The organism is Streptomyces klenkii, assembly GCF_003626645.1.
Lineage (GTDB): Bacteria > Actinomycetota > Actinomycetes > Streptomycetales > Streptomycetaceae > Streptomyces > Streptomyces klenkii.
Genome location: NZ_RBAM01000005.1, coordinates 403,126 through 422,812, shown reverse-complemented (window position 1 = coordinate 422,812; position 19,687 = coordinate 403,126). Strand labels below are relative to the sequence as shown.

The 19,687-nt window shown below is 63.7% G+C and carries 13 protein-coding genes; 8 read left to right on the top strand and 5 right to left on the bottom strand.

What is annotated here, in order from left to right:
- Nucleotides 1-95: 95 nt before the first annotated feature.
- A complete protein-coding gene (locus D7231_RS14945; RefSeq protein ID WP_120755900.1) occupies nt 96-941 on the top strand; it encodes a hypothetical protein in 846 nt (281 codons plus the stop codon).
- Nucleotides 942-1,041: 100 nt separating this feature from the next.
- On the opposite strand, the gene D7231_RS14940 is transcribed toward D7231_RS14945, so the two are convergent.
- Nucleotides 1,042-1,770: a phosphoadenosine phosphosulfate reductase gene (locus D7231_RS14940; RefSeq protein ID WP_120756053.1), complete on the bottom strand. Its 729-nt coding sequence runs from the start codon at nt 1,768-1,770 to the stop codon at nt 1,042-1,044.
- 750 nt (nt 1,771-2,520) lie between these two features.
- Here D7231_RS14940 and D7231_RS14935 point away from each other — a divergent pair.
- The 4 genes from D7231_RS14935 to D7231_RS37030 all read left to right on the top strand — a co-directional run bounded on the left by D7231_RS14935 (nt 2,521) and on the right by D7231_RS37030 (nt 7,493).
- Nucleotides 2,521-2,691, top strand: a complete 171-nt coding sequence (locus D7231_RS14935; protein ID WP_158673762.1) for a hypothetical protein — start codon at nt 2,521-2,523, stop codon at nt 2,689-2,691.
- 42 nt (nt 2,692-2,733) lie between these two features.
- The gene (locus tag D7231_RS14930; protein ID WP_158673761.1) at nt 2,734-3,060 is read left to right on the top strand and encodes a hypothetical protein; all 327 of its coding nucleotides are present in this window, start codon (nt 2,734-2,736) and stop codon (nt 3,058-3,060) included.
- A gap of 1,238 nt (nt 3,061-4,298) precedes the next feature.
- Nucleotides 4,299-6,752: a DUF262 domain-containing protein gene (locus tag D7231_RS14920; protein WP_120755897.1), complete on the top strand. Its 2,454-nt coding sequence runs from the start codon at nt 4,299-4,301 to the stop codon at nt 6,750-6,752.
- Nucleotides 6,753-7,205: 453 nt separating this feature from the next.
- Nucleotides 7,206-7,493, top strand: coding sequence for a hypothetical protein (locus tag D7231_RS37030; protein ID WP_199739362.1), 288 nt, complete (start codon nt 7,206-7,208; stop codon nt 7,491-7,493).
- A 255-nt stretch (nt 7,494-7,748) separates the two neighbouring features.
- Here D7231_RS37030 and D7231_RS14910 read toward each other — a convergent pair whose 3' ends face one another.
- From D7231_RS14910 to D7231_RS14895, 4 genes are all read right to left on the bottom strand, one after another.
- Nucleotides 7,749-8,585: a phosphoadenosine phosphosulfate reductase domain-containing protein gene (locus D7231_RS14910; RefSeq protein ID WP_120755896.1), complete on the bottom strand. Its 837-nt coding sequence runs from the start codon at nt 8,583-8,585 to the stop codon at nt 7,749-7,751.
- Nucleotides 8,582-12,187, bottom strand: coding sequence for an ATP-binding protein (locus tag D7231_RS14905; protein ID WP_120755895.1), 3,606 nt, complete (start codon nt 12,185-12,187; stop codon nt 8,582-8,584). The genes D7231_RS14910 and D7231_RS14905 overlap by 4 nt, the downstream gene beginning before the upstream one ends.
- Before the next feature lie 2 nt (nt 12,188-12,189).
- Nucleotides 12,190-13,302, bottom strand: a complete 1,113-nt coding sequence (locus D7231_RS14900) for a DUF4007 family protein (protein WP_120755894.1) — start codon at nt 13,300-13,302, stop codon at nt 12,190-12,192.
- 65 nt (nt 13,303-13,367) lie between these two features.
- Nucleotides 13,368-14,516: a cysteine desulfurase family protein gene (locus D7231_RS14895; RefSeq protein ID WP_241999717.1), complete on the bottom strand. Its 1,149-nt coding sequence runs from the start codon at nt 14,514-14,516 to the stop codon at nt 13,368-13,370.
- A 670-nt stretch (nt 14,517-15,186) separates the two neighbouring features.
- On the opposite strand from D7231_RS14895, the gene D7231_RS14890 reads away from it, so the two are divergent.
- From D7231_RS14890 to D7231_RS14880, 3 genes are read left to right on the top strand one after another with little or no spacing between them, the layout of a single operon-like run.
- A complete protein-coding gene (locus D7231_RS14890; RefSeq protein ID WP_241999716.1) occupies nt 15,187-16,815 on the top strand; it encodes a DEAD/DEAH box helicase in 1,629 nt (542 codons plus the stop codon).
- Nucleotides 16,812-18,680 (top strand): ATP-binding protein, encoded by a 1,869-nt coding sequence (locus D7231_RS14885; protein ID WP_241999715.1) that lies wholly within the window; start codon nt 16,812-16,814, stop codon nt 18,678-18,680. The genes D7231_RS14890 and D7231_RS14885 overlap by 4 nt, the downstream gene beginning before the upstream one ends.
- Complete coding sequence (locus tag D7231_RS14880) at nt 18,677-19,579, top strand: phospholipase D family protein (protein WP_120755891.1); 903 nt, start codon at nt 18,677-18,679, stop codon at nt 19,577-19,579. The genes D7231_RS14885 and D7231_RS14880 overlap by 4 nt, the downstream gene beginning before the upstream one ends.
- Nucleotides 19,580-19,687 lie beyond the last annotated feature (108 nt).

Here is a 19,687-nt window from a genome sequence, read left to right as displayed (position 1 = left end):
GGTAGTAGGCCCGCAAGCCGCGCGGCGAATGAACGGACGACCGCCTCAGGCTGATCAGCAGGCACATAGCCAGTCCTGGATGAGATGCTGCTGGCATGACGACTGTCAGGACACCTCGTGCCTGTGTGCCCACGTACCGTTCGGCGGAGGAACTCGTCTTGCGCGAGCCGCATGAGCATGCCTACGAGCTCGCCGACTGGATGCAGAGAGCGTCCTTGGCCCTTCAGCCAGTCGAGCGGCAGGCATGGGACAGGGCCTACTCGTGGCTCCGCGTGACCAGTGGACTCAGGGCCATCTCCTTCGACATGGCCTACGACGACGGCGGCATGTGTGCCGGCGGCGACTTCGACTTCGTCTGGTCGGAGATGATGAACGAGTGGCAGCTGCACCAGGTACGCCTCGGGTATGCCGCTGTCGCGATCAAGGCGTTGGTTCGTGCGCTACAGCTGCCGGGCGGCGATGTATCGACCGCAGTCGCAGCAGCGGAGACCGACGGCAAGCTGACTGAGTGGACTCGCCTTGTCCATGCGCGGCCTCTTGCTGAGCACCTCGGCGGGCATCTGGCCGTAGGGGCTTCAGAGGCTGACGCGCCGGTGTCTGTAGCGGTTCGTGCGGCACTTGAGATGCACGGGAGGGTGGCGGCCGGGGAGGTGGGCGTTCCGGAACCGGAGGAAGGTGATGACACGATCCTGCCGGCCGGGCACGAGCTTATCTGTGTCGGCAGAGAAGCAACGTCGGCTCTTCTCCTGGGTGGACAGGTTCTACTCGCTGGGGCCGTCGGCCAGGGGGCTATAGGAGCTCCTGACGAAGACAAGTACCTGCTCGATGGGATGTGGATTCGAGGGGCAGCAGGAGATCCTGTGTGGGTCGACGAAGAAATCTCCTACAAGAAGTACCTGGCATTCCTGCACCTGGAACCGGGCGAGCCTCCCCTCGACTAACCCTGAGGCAGGTTGGCAGAACTGTCCTGCAGTTGGGCATGTGAGGGTAGTCGGGATCCACCCTCACATGCTTAGCAGCAGGTGCTACTGCGAGGCGACGTCAGGTCATACACCACCCGGAATCACAGGATGCATCACCATCTTCTTCGTCGCAGGTATCGCGTATCGCGTCACCAAGAGGCATTCCATAGCGGGTTAGGTAAACGGCGTCGCGCCCGAGTGCGGTTCTGCGCGCGTTGATGACTTCCTCGAGTTGCTGCGACCTCTTGAAGAGTTCAGGTTCGTCGCTCCTCTGCCGTTGCCATTCTCCTACAGTGTGGAATGGACAGAAGAAGCACGAGCTCTTAGGCGGTACCGGAAGGCCAGCTTCTTTGATGATGCGAGCACAGTCTTCACGGCGTAGCTCGAGGTCGAGTAGAGGATACGAGATCTGCTCGTGAGGTTCGCTCCTTCGCCTGTTGGCTCGGTGGATCTCATCAACGGAGATACCAATCCCGACTGTTGCCGGGTGGTCGGCTGTTGCTCCGTGTTGTTTGAGCCACTTGCTGACTACCTTGATCTTGAAGTCAGCGGTGCAGTTGCGGCGCCCTGGTGCGCCGTTCGACATGCGGACTGGGATGGGTATGGACCGAGTATCTGGGCGGTGCAGGCGCTGCCACAACGTCTCGGTGGTGCCGTCGCGGCGCACCTTTTGTAGATGTACAAGGGACAGCCCGTGCCGCCTTGCGTAAGGGGCTGCAAATTCGTGGATGTACCGCAGGGATGCAGGATTCTCGCTGTCGTCTCCGACATTCGAGAACAGAAGCGTTCGGTAGTCGATTTCACCCATCGCGGCCAGCACAAGGAGTGCAGTGGACTGCACTCCGCCACCGTACGAGATCACCCGAAGAGGCTCTTGTGGGACCGGTTCATCTGGTACAGACGCCTTGGTTTCCGAAAGTGCGTCGTTGCGCTGGAGGCTGGTCATCCTGCTCCTTCGTGATCGCGGATGACACAACAAACCCCACTACTCTTCACCAGTCAACTTGTGGCTGGCGTGCGGGCAGAGTTGGCAGCGCGTAGAACTCGCAGGAGGGAATTGCAGTGGGTGGTCGGGGATTTGGCTATGCCCAGAAGATCTTCGATGCGCCGTCAAACATGGTCGGGCTGTGCCGTCCGCCGATGTCCCTGCCATCGAAGAAGTCCTGGTGTAGCAACCCCACTCACGACAATGGTGTAGACGCGGGCGATCTGAGGACGGCCAGGCCGCCGCCGCCCACTGCAATCGTGCATGAGTAAAGTCCGGCCCCCGCATACGTCCAGCTCGAAGAGAGCGCGGTGGGTAGTCTTGGCGCTTAGAGCGTCAGATCAGCCAGGTCGTGCAGATATGGCGCTGCGATGTGCCGAGTGGGCGAAGACCGCCTGCTTGGTCCGTATAAAGCTAAAGGTTCTTGCTGTCTCCGGCAGATGCCGGAGACAGCAAGAACCTTCGTGGCGTCAGCGGGCGTTCTGCGGGGTTCAGCGGCCCTCGTAATGCTTTGAAGGCTGGTTGTCCGGTTCGAAGGCTTCACCGTCGCCCGGGACGCGGTGCGCTGGGGGCGTGGACGGACGTGAGCCGTACCCGAGCGACCTGCTGGATGAAGCGTGGGAGCCGATCCGGCCGGTCATCACCGACTGGGAGGCGAAGCACCCTTCGGTCAGCGGCCACGAGGGCAACTACGACATGCGAGAGATCGCGAATGGAATCCTTTACCAGGTCCGGACCGGCTGACAGGTGTGCTACCTGCCCCACGACCTGCCGCCCAAGAGCGCCGTGTACTACTACTTCGGCCTATGGCGCGACGACGGGACCTCCGAGGCCATCCATGATGTGCTGCACTGGCAGGCCCGGGAGATGCGCAAGCGGCACGAGGACCCCACCACCGTGGTCCTGGACTCGCAGACCGTGCGGGCCTCCACGAACGCGCCGGCAGAGACGACGGGGCTGGATCCGGGGAAGAGGAGCCCGGGCCGGAAAAGAGGCTTCACCACCGACGTAATCGGCCTGTTCATTGCCGTGATCGTGGTCGCGGCGAGCTGCACGACAACGTTCTCGGCTTCGCCCCGCTCGACAAGGTGGCAGCCAGCGTGCCCACCGTGACGAAGGCGTGGGCGGACGCCAGATGCCGAGGCGGGTACCCGCGAACCGGGGAGGAAGGGGTTCGCACCGCAGCCGAGGCGGTGGGTGGTCGAACGGACGTTCGGTGCCCTAATGCTGCACAGCCGCCTGTACGTGACTACGAGGCCAGGCCAGCCAGTTCAGTGGCCTGATCCACCGGCCCATGACAGAGCCACGCTCCGCCGCCTCACCCGTACCAGCGCCCGACCCCTGGTGTGACCCACCCCCCGGACGGCGCCGGTGCCGCCAGCCCGGCCAGGAACAGACCCGTCCGAGTCAGCAGCCCCACGACCCCGGGCCGCCCGTGGCTTGTGAGCACCCGCCCCCCATTCGTGCGTATGCGATGCCTGCAGATCCTGCCAGATACCGCGCAACAGCCGTCCCGGGGGCAGGCCCCCAATCTCCGGCACCTCGTTCCTCAACGCAGAACCTGCTAAAAGCCCATAGAACGCCCACGTAAGGAACGTAACTCCGATCTCTTCGGCCGCGCCGTCGAGTGCGAGGAGAAGGTTCGCTACCGGCACACCGCCGTGAAGGGCCGCAACTACACCTGGTCACAGGGCGAGTCGCTTCCGGAGCTGATAGAACGCAAGGATGAGATCGAGCCGAGCATCATGCGGCACCGGAGCGCACGGCCAAGCGCATCAAGCACAACCGCCCCCTGTTGGAAGTTCTTTCCGACGCACTCGACTCCGACGACGAGGCCGGCATCTCCGTCTACCGCCCTCTGACGCGCAACCACGCACAGTGGCCCCAGCAGCCCGAGCTGGGGCCGCATTCTCGACTTCCAAACAAGCTTGCCGCGCCTGCGGTTGTGGCCTCGCGCAGACTCCGTCCCAGACTGCCGAAGGGGCGTAGCGCACTCGCCCACGACAAGTCGAGTTGCTGTGCGGTGGAGTGACGTAGCGCCACACGCTGGCGCATGATGGGCGCACACCCGCTCCTGCTACCACTGGCGACCACCGATGTGCCACCATGAGTGACGATTCACCCACAGGTAGCAAACGGTAACGAGAGAAATCGGCGATATGGAAACTCGCGAGATCTTTGATGCTGCACCGCTTTCGGTTTCTCAATTCCTGAGCGAGCCCAGTCAGGGCCTCTATGTTCCCCCGTATCAGCGCGCGTACGGCTAGGAACTGCCCAAGACCAGGCGTCTACTCAGCGACGTCGCTCATGGTCTTAACCACCGAACCTGCTGAACGAAAAAGGGACTACGCATGCCTACGCAGGCCAAGGAAATATTCGAGGCGCAGAGCAAGAGTCTTCGCGAGCTGCTGTCTGACAACGGCCTGGGCCTCTACCTACCGCCCTACCAGCGTCCGTACGGCTGGGGCAAAGACAAGGTCGAGAAATTGCTCGACGACACACTGCATGGCCTCAAGAATCTAGGCGAGGCGCCGGACAGCTTCACCTTCTTGGGGACCGTCATCACCATCCATGACGTCAACCACGTCACGGTGAAGCCAATCGTCAAGCCTGAGGTCCCGTCTAAGGTCCTTACCGTGATCGATGGGCAGCAGCGTTTGTCGAGCCTTCTTATCCTGCTTGTCGGCCTGCACAACCTCATCCGTCAGTGTGCATGGAAGGTTTTCAAGGGCAAGACGCCGGATCCGACTGATAGTGCTCGCACTCACCTCTACTCGGAAACGATCAACATCCTGCAGATGCTTGGGGCAGCGTTCTACGAGCGAAAGAACTTCGGAACTACGCCGATCTACCCGCGCCTCATTCGAGCCTTCGAGGATCAGTGGGCCAAGGACGAGAAGCTCAAGCAGTATGAGTCGCCGATCGCCAACCTTACCTACAAGTACTCGGTGCTAGCCGACGGCGAGTCGCCGGCTTCTAAGCCGACGGACTTCAGGCCCAAGGCACGACAGGACGCGGGCGATGGTGAAGGCGATCTCATCAAGAGGTTCAACGAGATCCGTGCGGCGCTGACCAAGCTGTCGCAGCGAAAGTCTATCGAGGAGCTGGAGGATCTGCCGCCGCTAGCAACTCTTGCTACCGGCATCGAGTTCCAGCGTGCGCTCTTCAACCATGAACTCGACCCCGAGCTCTGCACTTGGCTGGGGCAGTTGCAGGACGAGCCCGAGGCTGAGCTGATGCGGCTCGTCATGTTTGCCGCCTATGGCTTGAACCGCATCGCTCTGACGGTCGTGCAAGGCAAGGACGAGGACTATGCCTTCACGATCTTCGAGTCGTTGAACACCACGGGCGAGCCTCTGACTGCCTTCGAGACCTTCCTCCCTCGAGTGGTCATGGCAGAGAAGATTGAGGACTACCAGGAATCGGGCGCATACGCTTACATGAAGGCGGTTCAGGGCTACCTCGACCATTTCGACGTCGGAGACAAGCTTCAGAACGCAACTCGAGACCTGCTGGTCACTTTTGCGTTGGCAGAGACTGGGAAGAAGCTCTCCAAGCGTCTCCCGGATCAGCGGGTCTACATGCGCGATACCTTTGAGCGCCACAAGGACTCGGCCGGTGATCGGAGCGCGTACTTGCGCCATCTAAGCGACACGGCAGCCTTTATGGGGAATACCTGGGAGCCTGCGGCCAACTCTCCTCGCACGCTAGCCGGGCTGGAAGCGACCGCCATGACGGACACCGTGAAGTTGTGTTTGGCCTTCCTTAATTCGCTCAATCACACCATTGCCATCGCGCCGCTCGTGCGCTTCTACTCCGAGGCTGTCCACGCGGACGAAGGGGAGGCGAGGATCAAGCGCATCGCCGAGTTCGAGAAGGCGATCAAGGCAATCACTGCCTTCACGGTCTTCTGGCGAGCAACCCGCCGCGGCACGGGCAACATCGACAGCCAGTACCGGGCGGTCATGGCCGGGGACTCGCTCACGGGCATTGGGCCGCTCGCTCGGCAGTGGGCAGTGCCCGATGCATCGAAGCCTGATCCGATCGTCGACGCTGAGGCGCTGAAGAAGGAACTTGCAGCGCGTTTGTCGGACCCCAAGCTCGGCGGCATCCCAAACTTGGCGTCGTTCCTGGCAGCTGCTTCCGCGCTGCCGCTCTACAAAATTAGCCGCCCGCTGACGCGTTTCCTTCTTCTGGCTGCATATCACGACACGATTGAAGATCCGGAGAATCCGGGACTGATCATCCAAGGCAAGGCGGGGGTCGCCTCATGCTTCACCGTAGACGGTTGGGCGGACGAGACACACCTCACGATCGAACACATCGCACCACAGCAGGCCACGAGTGGGTGGGATGAGGAGTTCTACAGCCAGAAGGAGACCGTCCACAAGCTGGGCAATCTGGTCCTGGCACCAGGCGCTGCCAACACGTCCCTCAGCTCGCGGCCTTGGACCGAGAAGAAGGTCCTGTATACGGCACTCGGTGCCTCGACGGCCGACGATGCCAAGTCGGTCCTCAACAGTTCTGGCTTGACTTTCGCGCAGACGACTGAAGATCTAGCGGCCATGTCGCGCTACCTCCCGCACCTACGAGCACTGGGTCAGCGAAAGGACGAGTGGAATCCGAAGTTCATGGATCAGCGTGCTGACGTCCTCCTACGTCTGGCCTACACACGGCTCAAGGGCTGGCTCGACCTAGAGCTGTCTGACTCCAGCAGTGATCCGGTGGTTCAGGTCGAGGATGTGGAGATCGAGAACGATGAGCTCGACGACAAGGACGCCGGGGGAGCGGTTGGAACGGCGTAGCCTCACGGGTCAGTTGGGCGGCATTACGGCCCCGGATTCCGTGGGGGACTGGCCCCGCTAGTATTCCAGTCCGACTTCGCCATCTTGCGGCGGACCCGGCTACGTTGGATGGCAAACAATCACTTCGAGCGCGCCGTGGGCCGGCCCCGACGGAGCTCGGCTCGGTCGGCACGTTCGGCCATACCCACGGCCACCTTGACGGCTCGTACGCAGCACCCAGAGAACCGTGCGGGCGGACCTCAACAGATCGTTTCTGGTAGCGGCCTCGTCCGGGTTGGGTGAGGAAGCCTTGTCGGACGAGGCGTCCGAGGCGGCTGCGGGTGACGTTGACGGTCGCCTCGTCGGGTGGGCATGCCGAGGAGTTCCTGCAGCTCGCGGGCTCGAAATGCCCGGCCAGGTGGGGGCGGGTGTGGTGAGGCGGCGGGCCATGTTCGCGATGGAAGCCCAGTAGACGTGCGAGGCGGCGGTGACGGCGCGGCGCTCGACATCGCTGCCGAGCTGATCGGCGACCTCGGTGGCGTGCCCGCCGTGATAGGCGGACTGGAGCGCGCCCGGCAGCTTGAAGACGTGGCGGGTTTCGTCATGGGCTGGTTGCCGCGGGCCACAACCCGGTCACCGCCGTGCCCGTCGTCGATCGGTCACTGGACTGACGACGTCGCTCACCGCATGCGCTGCGAGACGACCAGCACTCACATCCGGCAGCACCCATCCGAGGTCATGCAGTGCCGTCATGATCTCTGACGGACTATGGGCCAGAAAGCCACTCATCCCAGTCCGGATAGGCCGCCAGCGCCATCCCGGCCGAATGCCAATCCCGGACCGTGTGGCCCTCAACGGGATCTTGCATGTACAGCGGCCATGATGGCAGGACGGACACAGGTCCGGGTCATCACTGAGCGTCACACTTCCGTGATCACCGGGACCTGTGCCCGCGTTACTGCGGGTGCTCCCCACGCCGCCAATCTGCGCGAGCTCTTAACGTCCCCACCCAGAGGTTCAGAGGTGACACACGGCGCAGCCGGCCTCGTCGTCGTCCTCGTCATGGGCGTCAGCAAGGACCTGGAGCAGAGGGCTGTTCGGCTTTACGCGCTTGGCCGCCCTGTCGAGGGCCGCCTGGTGCTTGGCCTCGATCTCGTCCCTGCGCTCGATTAGTTCGTGCAGTGACTCGCCTTGGGACCAGGTGTACTCCCGGCCCTGCATGGCCGTGCGCCTGTAGTTGACCTTCTCTTCGTACGCTATGGCCTTCTCGAAGAGGTCCGGGTGCCGATCTTTCAAACCGACCCACTCGTGCTTGCGCTGGAAGAAGCAGAAGTAGCAGCCGGACCGGGTTCGCCACTCGTAGTAGGCAGGCAGGCCGATGCCGGCCTCGTCGAGGATCCGGTCGACGCCGGCACGATCAATGCCGTCCTCACGGAAGGGGAAGACCGCGCTGATGTTCGGCTTCGTGCTGACGTACCCGAGGCGGTTCTCGTCTGCGCGGATCGCGACGTAGGAGATGACCTCGTCGTCGCCTACCCACTCCTCCAGCGGCTTGAGCTTCAGGTTCTTGGTGCACCAGCGCATCTGGGGGCTGGGGAGAGTGCCCTGGTAGACCTCGAGCCAGTGGTCGAAGTCGCGGGTGGCGTTGAGACGCACGATCTGCTTGCCGACCGCGGCCTCGAGGCGGTTGAGGTACTCGTAGGTCTCCGGCAGCTCGGCACCGGTGTCGCAGAAGAAGTACTCCATTTCCGGCACGCGGTCGCGCATGTGGATCGCGAGCGCGGAGGAGTCCTTACCGCCAGAGAGGCCGAGGACGTGGCGCTTCTTCCCGCTGGAGCTGTTGGTGTCGGTCACAGCGTCTCCTTCGTCTGGGGGGCCGCGGCGGTGTCCTGTGCGGCCAGGCGCTCGGCCAGGGCGGCGAGCAGGATGCGTGCGCCGTCGGGGCCCAGTGCTTCCTCAGCTTGCCTGATGACACTGACAACGAGGTCGTTGGTCACCTGACGGGACTGCTTGGGCACGTGGATAAGGGTGCGCTCTTCCGTCCCCTGGGGGGTGGTGAGCGTCAGCAGGTGGGTGTCGATCTGCCGGGGCTTGGATTCCTTCTTGACGGTGCTGGTGAGCGCGTGTGCCTCGTACAGGTGGCTGACGCGGTCGAGGGCGCGAGCCACCTCCTTGACCTGGCGGGGGAACGAGGCGGCGTCCTTGTCACTCCAGTCTCCGAGTGCCCTATTCGCCAGGCGGATGATGATCGGGTCGAGCCAGTCCTCATCCGGCAGGCTCTCGTTGAGGACGCGGGAGACGAAGCCCTGCAGGTTGAGCTCAAGCGGAGCATCGGCGAAGCCCTGCAGCCTTTCGGTCAAACCGGTGCGCAGGCTGGAGAGTTCAGAGGGGAGGCGGAACTCGCGTCCAATTGTGGCCACGACCTCCTGGCGCAGGGCGGCGCCGGCGCCGGTGAGCTCGTTGAGCGCTGTTGTCAGGCTGGTGACGTACGCCTTGGCGGTCGCTTCGTCTCGTGGGGCGGTGGCCCCGATCGGCTCGAAGCCCAACGCTGCGGGCAGGGAGGTGAAGACCAACTCGTCCGGGTCGGTGGCCTGAGTGAGTACTTCGCGGATTGCGAGTGCCTCGGTGCTCAGCCGGCGAGTCTTTTGGGCGTAGGGCTCCAGGACCATGACGCGTTCGAGAATGGACCGTGTCACCCCGAGCAGTGCGGGGTTGCGCGCTGTACGGGAGCGGGGCGTGTCCACGTCGAGCGCCTTGGCCAGGCCGTTGATGACGAGGAGGCGTTGTCCGTGACCGGTTGGTGCGGCCTTGACCGTGAAGCGGTCCGGGTACGGAACGTTGAGTCTCTCGATGATCTCCGGGGTCAGCCGCTGGCAGTAATTACCGTCTTCGAACAGGGCAATGTCCTGAGCCCGCAGGACGAGCGCGGTGACCATCAGGATGGGAACGACGCCTGCTTTGACCCCGAAGGGGGGTGCCATGAGCTTCTGGTAGATGTCGACGATCGGCGTGGGTTGCTTCGCACTGGTCAGTGCTTCTTCGAGGGCTTCCCAGGCTGCAGTGATGCTGGGATTCTTCTCGGGGTTGGGGCGCGACAGACCATGGGTGAGGATGCTGGTGGTGTCGGTGCTCGCGTCGGTCTCGCCGGCAGGCCGGTGCAGGCCGAGGTATTCCAGGACGCCGTGGTACATCGCCCGCTCGGGGGTGTACTTGGTTTTGTCGTACCCGAGAAGGGGGCTACCCGAGCGCTGCAGCATGGAGGTGAGCAGTTCTCGGCGTGCGCGCGCACCGTTGCTGGTGAGTTGGTGGCGCCCGACCATCTCGTTACGGATGTGCGGGGTCTGAGGGTAGACGCGATCGCATGCCTGGGAGGCCAGGTTGGCGTAGCTGCGGGCCTCGATCGGCTCGCTTTCGTCGCTGCGGACCTCGGTTCCCTTGTGCCACAGGTACCAGCTCGACTGCGGGCTCAGAGGGTTGAATGCCTCGTCCAGCAGACTGCCGATGGTCTGCGAGATGTACGCGGCGCGTTCTTCGATCTCGCGGGTGGCGACATGGTCGATGGTGTCGTCGTCGAGGAGCTCCTCGAGGGCAACGAGGTCGATGCCGGCCTGTAGGACAGCTTCCGGGGTCTTCGTCGTGCCGATGAGTACGGGCAACGGCGACTGCACTACAGGTCGAGTTTCCAGTGACCCGAGATGATAGATGATCAATCCGTCGGCAGCGTCCTGGACGACCTGGGGCCCGTTGAGCTTCTCGCTTTTGTGGCTGACGGCGGTGGAGAAGTAACGCAGCATGCCTGTGCGCTGGCTGTGACCGCCAGCCACAACCGCTGCGGGCAGCACGGTCCCTAGGTGCTGGCTGAAGTATTCGATGACGTCGGCCGGGGCGATACGGGTGGCGACCTCCCGGACCCGCGCGTCAATATCGAAGTCAGTGCCCTGCCAGACTCGGTATTCGTTGCTGTAGGCGCGGTGGACGATGAAGCCGTCGTCGACGAGCTTGTTCAGCCGCTCCTGCAGGGCCGCGTAGCGCTCAGGATCGGGCGCGTCGGCGGGGTCATGCAGCGCGAACTGGATCATGGACGGCGTGGCCCGCAGCAAGCCGTCGGCATCGATGAGGTTCAGAATGCCGATCGCCTTGAGGACCTCCTGGTCTTCGGCGGGCAGCCCGTGGGCCTCGTTGAGGCGGTTGTCTACCTCGAGCCAACGGCTGGCGTTCATCGAGGCAAGGATTGTGGTGCGGCCGGACGCGAAGAAGTAGTCGTACAGCTGCGGCAGGCGAATGGTGCTGGCCCGCTTAGGGGTGTCAGACGATGAGGTGTCCAGGGTGCGGCGGACCGTGTTCGGCTCATCGCTGGCGAGGAAACCGGTAAGGCTTCGGTCGTGCTGCCCGATCTGGGCGGCAAGCAGCGGTGCCGCAACAGCGGTAAGCGGGTGCAGCGGGTAGAGGCCAGCAAACATCTCCGGGGAGATGTCCACGACGGCGCGCAACGCGTGGTCGTTCCAGGCGTGTGCTGCGGCATCGGCCTGCATGCGGATGAGATCGAGGCCCGGTTCCGAGACACGCGTCAGGTCTAGGCGGCGGCGCATCAGATGGACGGCGTCGCCGATGTTCGGCGCGAAGGTGATGTCTTCGAAGCGGCCCTGGACCTTGGCCCACTCCTGAGTCTGGATGGCGCTGGAGCGTGCCGCATAGTCAGTGAACGCAAGGTGCTGCAGCGTGAACATGAACAGCCGCATGCCCGAAGGACCGGCGCCTTTTTCCGCGAGCATCTGGAGCAGGAACACGTCGCTCTCAGCACTGCCCGAGTCGCCGTCGGCGGCGAGGTATTCGAGCGTCTTGCCGAACTCGTCGATGATCAGCAGGAGCGGGTGCCGGTCGCACAGGACGGTGACGGCGTCGATGATGTTCTGGGTGCTCGGCACCTCGTGCTCGGCACACGCGGCCAGCGCCTGGGCGACCTCTTTGGGGACCCGCTTCTTCCACTTCCGTTCGACCGCGGTCTGCAGCGCGCGGTGCACGGTGGCGGCGAGGGGTTCACGGCGAGCGGTGGCAACCGCGCCGAGGAAGCCCGCCTTGTCGGTGAGCTCGTCCCGTACCCGAGACAGTCGGGCTGCCTGCCCGGGGTTGGTGGCCTTAACCGCGGCTTCGGCCTCCGCGCGACGGGTTTCGTCGTGGCCGAGGAAGGCGTCGAAGAGGTTCGAAAGGGTGGACTTGCCGGAGCCGTACGGGCCGGTGAAGGACCACGCACGGGTACGGCGGAGGTCGGCCACCGCGTTGGTGACACGATCAAGGACGTCGAGCGCGCGGACGCCTACGTAGGGGTTGTTGAGATGCTTCTCGCGGACGTCGCGCTCAAGATTGGTCGAGCGCAGCTCGGAGCCAACCAAGGCGATACCAGCGGGGAGCTGGGTGGCAGCGGCCTGGTGAGGACGCCGGGTGGTGTTCGTCGCCATGGTTACGAGTTCTCCTCAATCAGGTCCAGCACCTCGATCTGCTGGGGCTGCTTCTTGCGCGCCGGCTTGGGAGCGTTGCCGTCAAGGCCGGGGTACTTCTTGGTCCATTCCTGCGGGGTGGGGAATCCCTCGCGGTCGCGCACGTGTCCGTAATGCGCGTCAAGGACGTCCCAGGCCAGTGGCAGTGGAGCCTTGGAGAAGGCAAGGCTCCGCTGGCCGAGTGCCTCGACGATCTGCAGGTCCGGGTGGTCGCTGACCAGAGACTCGATGGCCTTGGTCAGTTCCGGCTCTCGCATACGGAAGGTTCGGCCCGGGGATCCCGGGTCCCCGGCGAGGCGGGCCAGGGAGATGGAGCCGGCGTTCACCGAGGATCGGGAGGCGTAGTCCAGGCAGGCATAGGCCAGTACGGGTGCCGGCAGGTTGGAGCGGGATCCGCTAGTGAAGCGCCAGGTACGGTCCCTGCCCTTGCCCTGGCCTTCCAGCAGACCGAGTTCACGGAACGGGGACATGAGGAGATCTTCGAAGCTGCCGGGGGACAGCGGGTTGAATTCCTGGTCCAGCGCATACATCTTGATCATGCATTCCACGTCGCGGGAGATGGACTCCCCTGCGGGCCAGTACTTCTCATCGAAGTTCTCGTGGATGTTGCGCGTGATGACATTGGTCATCTCTGCTGAGGTGAGCCGCGAGCGCGCCGCCAGGTTGAAGATCACGTACCAGCTCGGCACCCAGCACTTGGCCCCTGAGCCGCTCGACAGCAGCCACCAGTGCAGCAGCCACAGGCTGCCCGTGTCCTCGAGGTAGGGGTCGGCTCCCTCCTCGTCGAGCAGCCACCGAGCACGCCAGGTCGGGGATGCCGCGCGGGCATTTTTGGAGGAATCCTCGTGAGCGTGTTCTTGGGTGAGCTTGAACGCCTTCGACCAGTACCGCATGGAATTGACCATGTTCTTACCCACGCCGAGCAGGACCGGGGCGTCCTCACGATGGAAGATCTCGCTGTCGTGTTTGACCTGCATGTATGCCTTGTGCAGCCAGCCGAAGCGCGGGGCAAAGGTCTCGTGGCGCCCGAAGGAGCCGGAGGTTTCTACGGCTTCAGGAAGCCGGCTGTCTGACATGGGAAGGGGAGCCTTTCGGTGAACAAGAACGAGAGGGAAGCGTGCTTATGTGGGGATAACGCTCGTCAGGGCTCGACCGTCGCGGCCATGACCGACCGGACATGCTGTACGGCGTCCACGGCCGCTGTTGCGGCCCGTTCGATGTCGCGTTCGGTGGTGGCGTAGCCGAGAGAGAAACGCACCGTGGAGTCCGCGTCGTCGCGACTGTGCCCCATGGCGAGAAGCACGTGGCTTGGACTCGGGGCTCCTGAGGAGCACGCGCTCCCGTCAGATGCGGCCACGTGCGGCATTGCCGCAAGGACGGCATCTGCCGGCAGGCCGGGGAACGTGACGCTGGAGACCCCAGGGAGGCGAGGAGCGCGCGCCCCATTGATGCGGCAGTCTGCGACCTCGGCGATCAGCGCTTCCTCGAGGGCGTCACGCAGCGCAGCGATTCTGTTCGCCTCATGGGCAAGCTCCTGCCGGGCGGCGCGAGCAGCGGCTCCGAGGCCAGTGATTCCAGCCACATTCAGAGTTCCGGCCCGCCATCCACGCTCGTGTCCGCCGCCCACGAGTAGGGGGCGGTGCGGCAGTGGCGCCCCTCGACGGACGAAGAGGGCTCCGATGCCTTGGGGACCGCCGAACTTATGAGCCGAGAGGGAAAGCAGATCGACATCGAGTGCACGGAGGTCCAGCGGGAGGCGCCCCACATACTGTGTGGCGTCGGTGTGCACCAGCGCGCCAGCCTCGTGAGCCACCTTGCATACCGGCGCCAGGTCGGTCAGCACTCCAGTCTCGTTGTTCGCGAGCATGAGGGAGACGAGAGCGACCGGGCGGGCACGCAGCGCAGTAACCAGAGGCTCGAGATCAACGACGCCGTCCTTGTCTACCGGGAGGACAAGGAGGGAGTCCTGCTGCTCAGCAGTGACGGCACGGGCCGTCTCGATCACGGCCAGATGCTCGGCGGCGGTCGTCACCAGCATGCCGCCGCGCGCATAGCCAGCCCGCAGGGCCAGGTTATTCGCTTCCGTAGCCCCGGAAGTGAAGATGATCTCGCCCGGACTGCAATTAAGCAGGTCGGCTAGATGCCGCCGGGCTACGTCGACTCGGGCGGCTGCCTCGCGTCCGGGGTGGTGCATGCTTGAGGCGTTGCCGACGCTATGCAGCGCGGCAAGGGTCGCTTCAAGAGCCTCGGGTCGCAGTGGTGCGGTGGCGTTGTAGTCGAGATAGACCACACTTGCCCCTTGCGGGTCACCTGCCATGTTCTGCCCCCATTGGCTGCTATGCGCTCCTCTAGTCACTCCTGGCGAATCCTCTCGGCCTGCGCTCATCGCCCACCAGGAGTGCACTGAGATCCTAACGAACGCCTGAGACCGCTGGGACAGGGCTCGCCGCGACCGACTGTCCGCGCCCGGTTACGGAGTGCGCTCGTCGCGGGTCGATCCGGGTGGCCTCACCGCTCGCACCTTGCGAGGAATCGGTCCTCCCGGCTGCTCTTCGGGTGGCACTCCTGGTGGACGTGAAGCGTGTGACCCCGTCTTTCACCAGGAGTGGAATTCTGCCAGTCGTTTGCCCTGTGGACGGACAGAGGCAGCAACAAGCGACATCGAACATATTTTCTATATCGAGAGATCCCCTCGGTTGGGCGGAACCATCAAGCGTCAACCTGGCGTGATTCGATCCATGTGTGCCCGAAAAGCGTCTGCTGAACTGCTGGTACGCAGAACGAGAACCCTATTGTCGGTAGGTGGGTTTAGGGTGATCGCACACTGTTGCGCAGGGGCTATTCGTCGCTGAGTGCTGCTTGGCGTCGGCTGTACTGAGGTGGGGGCACTTCACGTTGATGGTTGATCAGGTACGTGCGTCGAGCTGCTCGACGGTGGCTGTTCTCGGGACGGTGTTCCCGTGACGGCGTGGTCGCCCGGCATGGCGTTTCAGACGGTTCTGGATGCCGCCCCGATGTCGTACATCCGCGAGCGGCTCGGCAAGGATCTGTGCGCCTTGCTGGACCTCATCGACGGCGGTGCGGCAGGAGATGACCGGCTTCGGGCCGTGGCCTCCGTGGCCATCGATGCCGAGTCGCTGGTCGTTGATGCGGCCGAGCGTGAGGAGCTCCTCGCACTGCTGCCCGAGGTGAAGCAGCGGGAGCTGGCGCAGCGACTGGGCTCTGAGAGGGCCGACGTTGAGCCGCTCATCTACCTCAGCTCCCTGAAGTGGTCGCTCGACCAACGGCGGGAGCTGCTGGAGTTCTTCGGGTTCATCGTCGACCGGGCGCCGGCGGAGCCGCCGCTGTTCCGTCAGGGTTGCGGGCCCGAGTACGCCCTTTTCCCGCATCAGCGCACGGCGGCGGCTCGGGTGAAGGAGCTCCTTTACGACGGCCCGCGGCGGGTGGTCCTCCATCTGCCCACCGGCGTCGGCAAGACCCGCACCGGGATGAACCTGATCTGCGATCACCTTCGGCAGCATGAGCCGACTCTCGTGGTGTGGCTGGCTCACGGGCAGGAACTCCTCGAACAGGCTGCTGCTGAATTCGAGCGAGCCTGGGGGAAGTTGGGCGACCGGCCGGTCGCCGTGGTCCGGATGTGGGCCGATGCGCCGACCGACTTGGAAGGGGTGACGGATGGTGTGGTCATCCTCGGCCTGGAGAAGGCGGTCTCGGCGGCTAAGAGCAGGCCGGAGTTCCTGCGGCTCCTTGCCGCGCGCAGCAGTCTGACCGTGTTCGACGAGGCGCACCAGATCATCGCGCCTACCTTCCAGCGGGTCGTGGACGCGCTGACCATCCGCCCGGACGCGAGTCTGCTGGGGCTCACAGCCACGCCAGGGCGTACATGGGCGGACATTGCCCAGGATGAGCGACTGTCCGACTTCTTCTCGCGCCAGAAGGTCATGCTGAAGATCGAGGGCTACAGCAACCCGGTGACGGCGCTCATTGAACAGGGCTATCTGTCTAGGCCCACCATGCGGACGGTGGCATCAGAGGCGGGTCTGCGCCTGTCGGCAGGGGACCAACGCCTGCTAGCCAACTCCTTCGACATCCCGGCGAGGATCATCGAGGAGCTGGCCCGAGACGAGCAGTGGAACCTCAAGGTTGTCCAGACCATCATGGATCTACTGGAACGCAAGCACCGCAGGATTCTGGTGTTCGCCGCATCGGTCGACCACTGTCGCTTGATCGCCGCCGTGCTCTCCGCCGTCGGCCTCGATGCCGAGTTCGTCACCGGCGAGTCGTCCGCCCGGCACCGTAGCCAAGCCATCACCCGCTTCAAGAGCGCTGCTCGTCGTTCAATGATCCTGGTCAATTACGGGGTGTTGACGACAGGCTTCGATGCACCGGCGGCTAGCGCTGCCGTCATTGCCCGACCGACCAAGTCCCTTGTGCTCTATAGCCAGATGGTCGGCCGAGTCATCCGCGGCCCGAAGGCCGGCGGAACCGCCACCTGCGAGATCGTCACAGTCGTCGACCCGGAGCTGCCCGGATTCGGCGATGTGGCCGAGGCATTCATCAACTGGGAAGACGTATGGGAGACCGCGTGACCAGCGAAGGCAACAGCTACCGGATCGTCAGCCCTTCGCTGACCGTGAAGGCTATGCGCGACAGCGGCTACAAGAACACGGCGTACGCGCTCGCCGAGCTCATCGACAACAGCATCGATGCCAACGCCAAGCTCGTAGAGGTCTTCGCCTGCGAGAGCCCGGTACAGGTAGCCAGTCGTACCAGCCATCGCGTCGAGACCATCGCTGTACTCGACAATGGTGACGGAATGGACGCTGAAGCCCTGCGCCGGGCCCTGAAGTTCGGTGATGGCCGCGGCGACGACCGTAAACGAATCGGTCGTTTCGGGATGGGCTTGCCCAACTCCAGCATGTCCCAGTGCACCAAGCTCGAAGTGTGGTCCTGGACCAACGGGCCTGGTAACGCCATGTATACCTATCTCGACCTCGCCGAGATCAACAACGGTCGGGACGACGTCCCCGCACCGGAACTCGACCCGCTCCCCGAGTACTGGCGCGATCTCAGCGATGGCCTGGGCAGCAGTGGAACGCTCGTGGTGTGGAGCGACCTTGACCGCGTCAACTGGCACGGTGCCGCTGCCACCTTGCGCAACACGTCGGACATCATCGGACGCGTCTACCGACACTACCTCGATGCCGGCTCTGTCGACATCAGAATGGCGCCGGTTCGCGATGGTGCCGTGATCGAAGGTCAGTACTACGCCGCCCCCAACGACCCGCTGTATCTGATGGCCTCGTCTCAGACTCCGGAGCCATTTGACGAACAGCCCATGTTCGAGCCCTTCAACATGGGCTCGGAAGATGAGCCCGGTGTCGCGTACTTCCCCATCACCGTTGACGGTCAGCAACACAGAATCAAGGTGACTGCCTCCATCGCGCGTCCTGAGGCGCGTCGCCCCGACGTCGAGGACCGTCCCTGGCCGGAGAGCGCGAAGGCGACCAAGGATGCCGGTTCCCAGCTATGGGGCAAGCATGCCCGCCACAACATCGGTATCTCTCTCATCCGGCAAGGCCGTGAACTCGACCTGGATTCCTCCTGGGCCATTGGGTACGACCCTGTGGAACGCTGGTGGGGTATCGAGATCGATTTCCCTCCCGCCCTCGATGACGTTTTCGGCGTTACCAACAACAAGCAGACTGCGACGATCTTTTCCTCGCTCGCTCACTTCGACTGGAAGTCGGAAGCGGAAGCAGACGAGACGTTCAAGGCGTTCAAGGATCGCCTCGCTGATCTCGGCGATCCCCGTCTGGAGCTCATCGACCTTGCCCTCTACCTCGAGACCAAGCTGCTTCCCGCGATTCGGCGGCAGCTGCGTCAGCAGACTGTGGGTAACCGCAAGACGAAGAAACGCCATGACGACGTCAACGCTAAGGCCACAGACGCTGTCAAGCGGCGCAGCGAAGACGGGCACACAGGCAAGACCGATGATCTGGCAGAAGGCGCGAGCCCCGAAGACAAGCGGCAGGAACAGTTCAACGCCTTGACCCAGCGCCACCACCTTGATGAGGATACTGCAGAGTCCCTGGTCAATGAGGCTCTGGAGAATGACTGGCGGGTGCGTTGGATTTCCAGCTACCAGGACTCGCACGCTTTCTTCAGCGTCGACCTTATGGCAGGCATGCTCCAAGTAATCTTCAACGAAAAGCACCCGCTGCACGCTCACCTGCTGGCCGTACTCGAAGAGGTTCCGGAAGATGCCACCCCCGACGAACTGAGGCACCGCCTCGACCGGGCGGCCGATACTTTCAAGCTCCTCCTCTTCTCATGGGCTCGCATGGAAGACGAGATCCCCAATGACCGGAAGCGCGAGAAGATCGCAGATGCGCGGCAGGACTGGGGCCGCTATGCCCGCGACTTCATCGATGGCGAGGACGACGGGGAGTGACGGAGCGCGACCACGTCTGGCGGCAGATTGAGGAGCTGCTCCAGCATGCTTCGCAGAGCGTGACACTTATCGCGCCGTTCATCAAAAAACCGATTTTCGAGGCCGCCCTCGCAGCTGTGCCCACTTCGGTGGAGCATGTTCACTGCGTGACGCGGTGGACCCCGGCGGAGGTCGCCGCCGGGGTTTCCGACCCGGAAATCATGGAACTGGCGGAGAACGACAAGCGCGTCCATGTTGATCTGTGCCCTGCGCTGCATGCCAAGATCTACCTCGCCGACGATCGCGGTCTGGTTGGCTCCGCCAACCTGACCGGCAAGGCCACCGGCCGTGTTCCGGACAGCAACTTCGAGCTGTTGGTCGAGATCGCCACGGCACACCCCGAGGTTCAGCGAGTGCTGGAGCAGATCGACGCAGCGTCCAGCGAGGCGACACCGCAACAGGCAGCCCTGGTCCGTAGGCAGGCAGAGCTTCTTAAGGCCGAGACAGGCCCTCCGCAAGCCGAAGCTATGGAGGCGGTGATGCCATCTTGGTACCCCGCCACCCGGCGGCCAGAGAACCTCTACTCGTTCTACAGCGGGCGCGGAACATTCGCGTCGGCTGTAGAGGCCGGCATCGTGTGGGATCTCGCCCTGCTTAACATTCCGGTCGGGCTGGGAGAGGATGATTTCAACGCTGCTGTGCGGACTGGGTTGCATGCCATACCAGAACTCCGGAAGTTGCAGGACGACGAGAGTCTCAGCAACGTAGAGCTGGAGAGCGCCATCGCGCTGCACTCAGGTGTGAACGATGCTCTGGCTCGTCGGAGGACAGAGAACATCGCAGCTTGGCTCCGACACTTCGATAGCTACTACACCGAGGTGGGTACCTGGGAGATCCGCCGGGGTCGCGAACTGAACTGAGAGGTTGGGGACGGCGGTCTGGTGATGCCGCTTCGGTTCCTGGAGAGACGGGCCGTTGGCCAAAATGGCGATTAGCGCTCGTCTGAGACGACGACGGGCTGGCCGCGC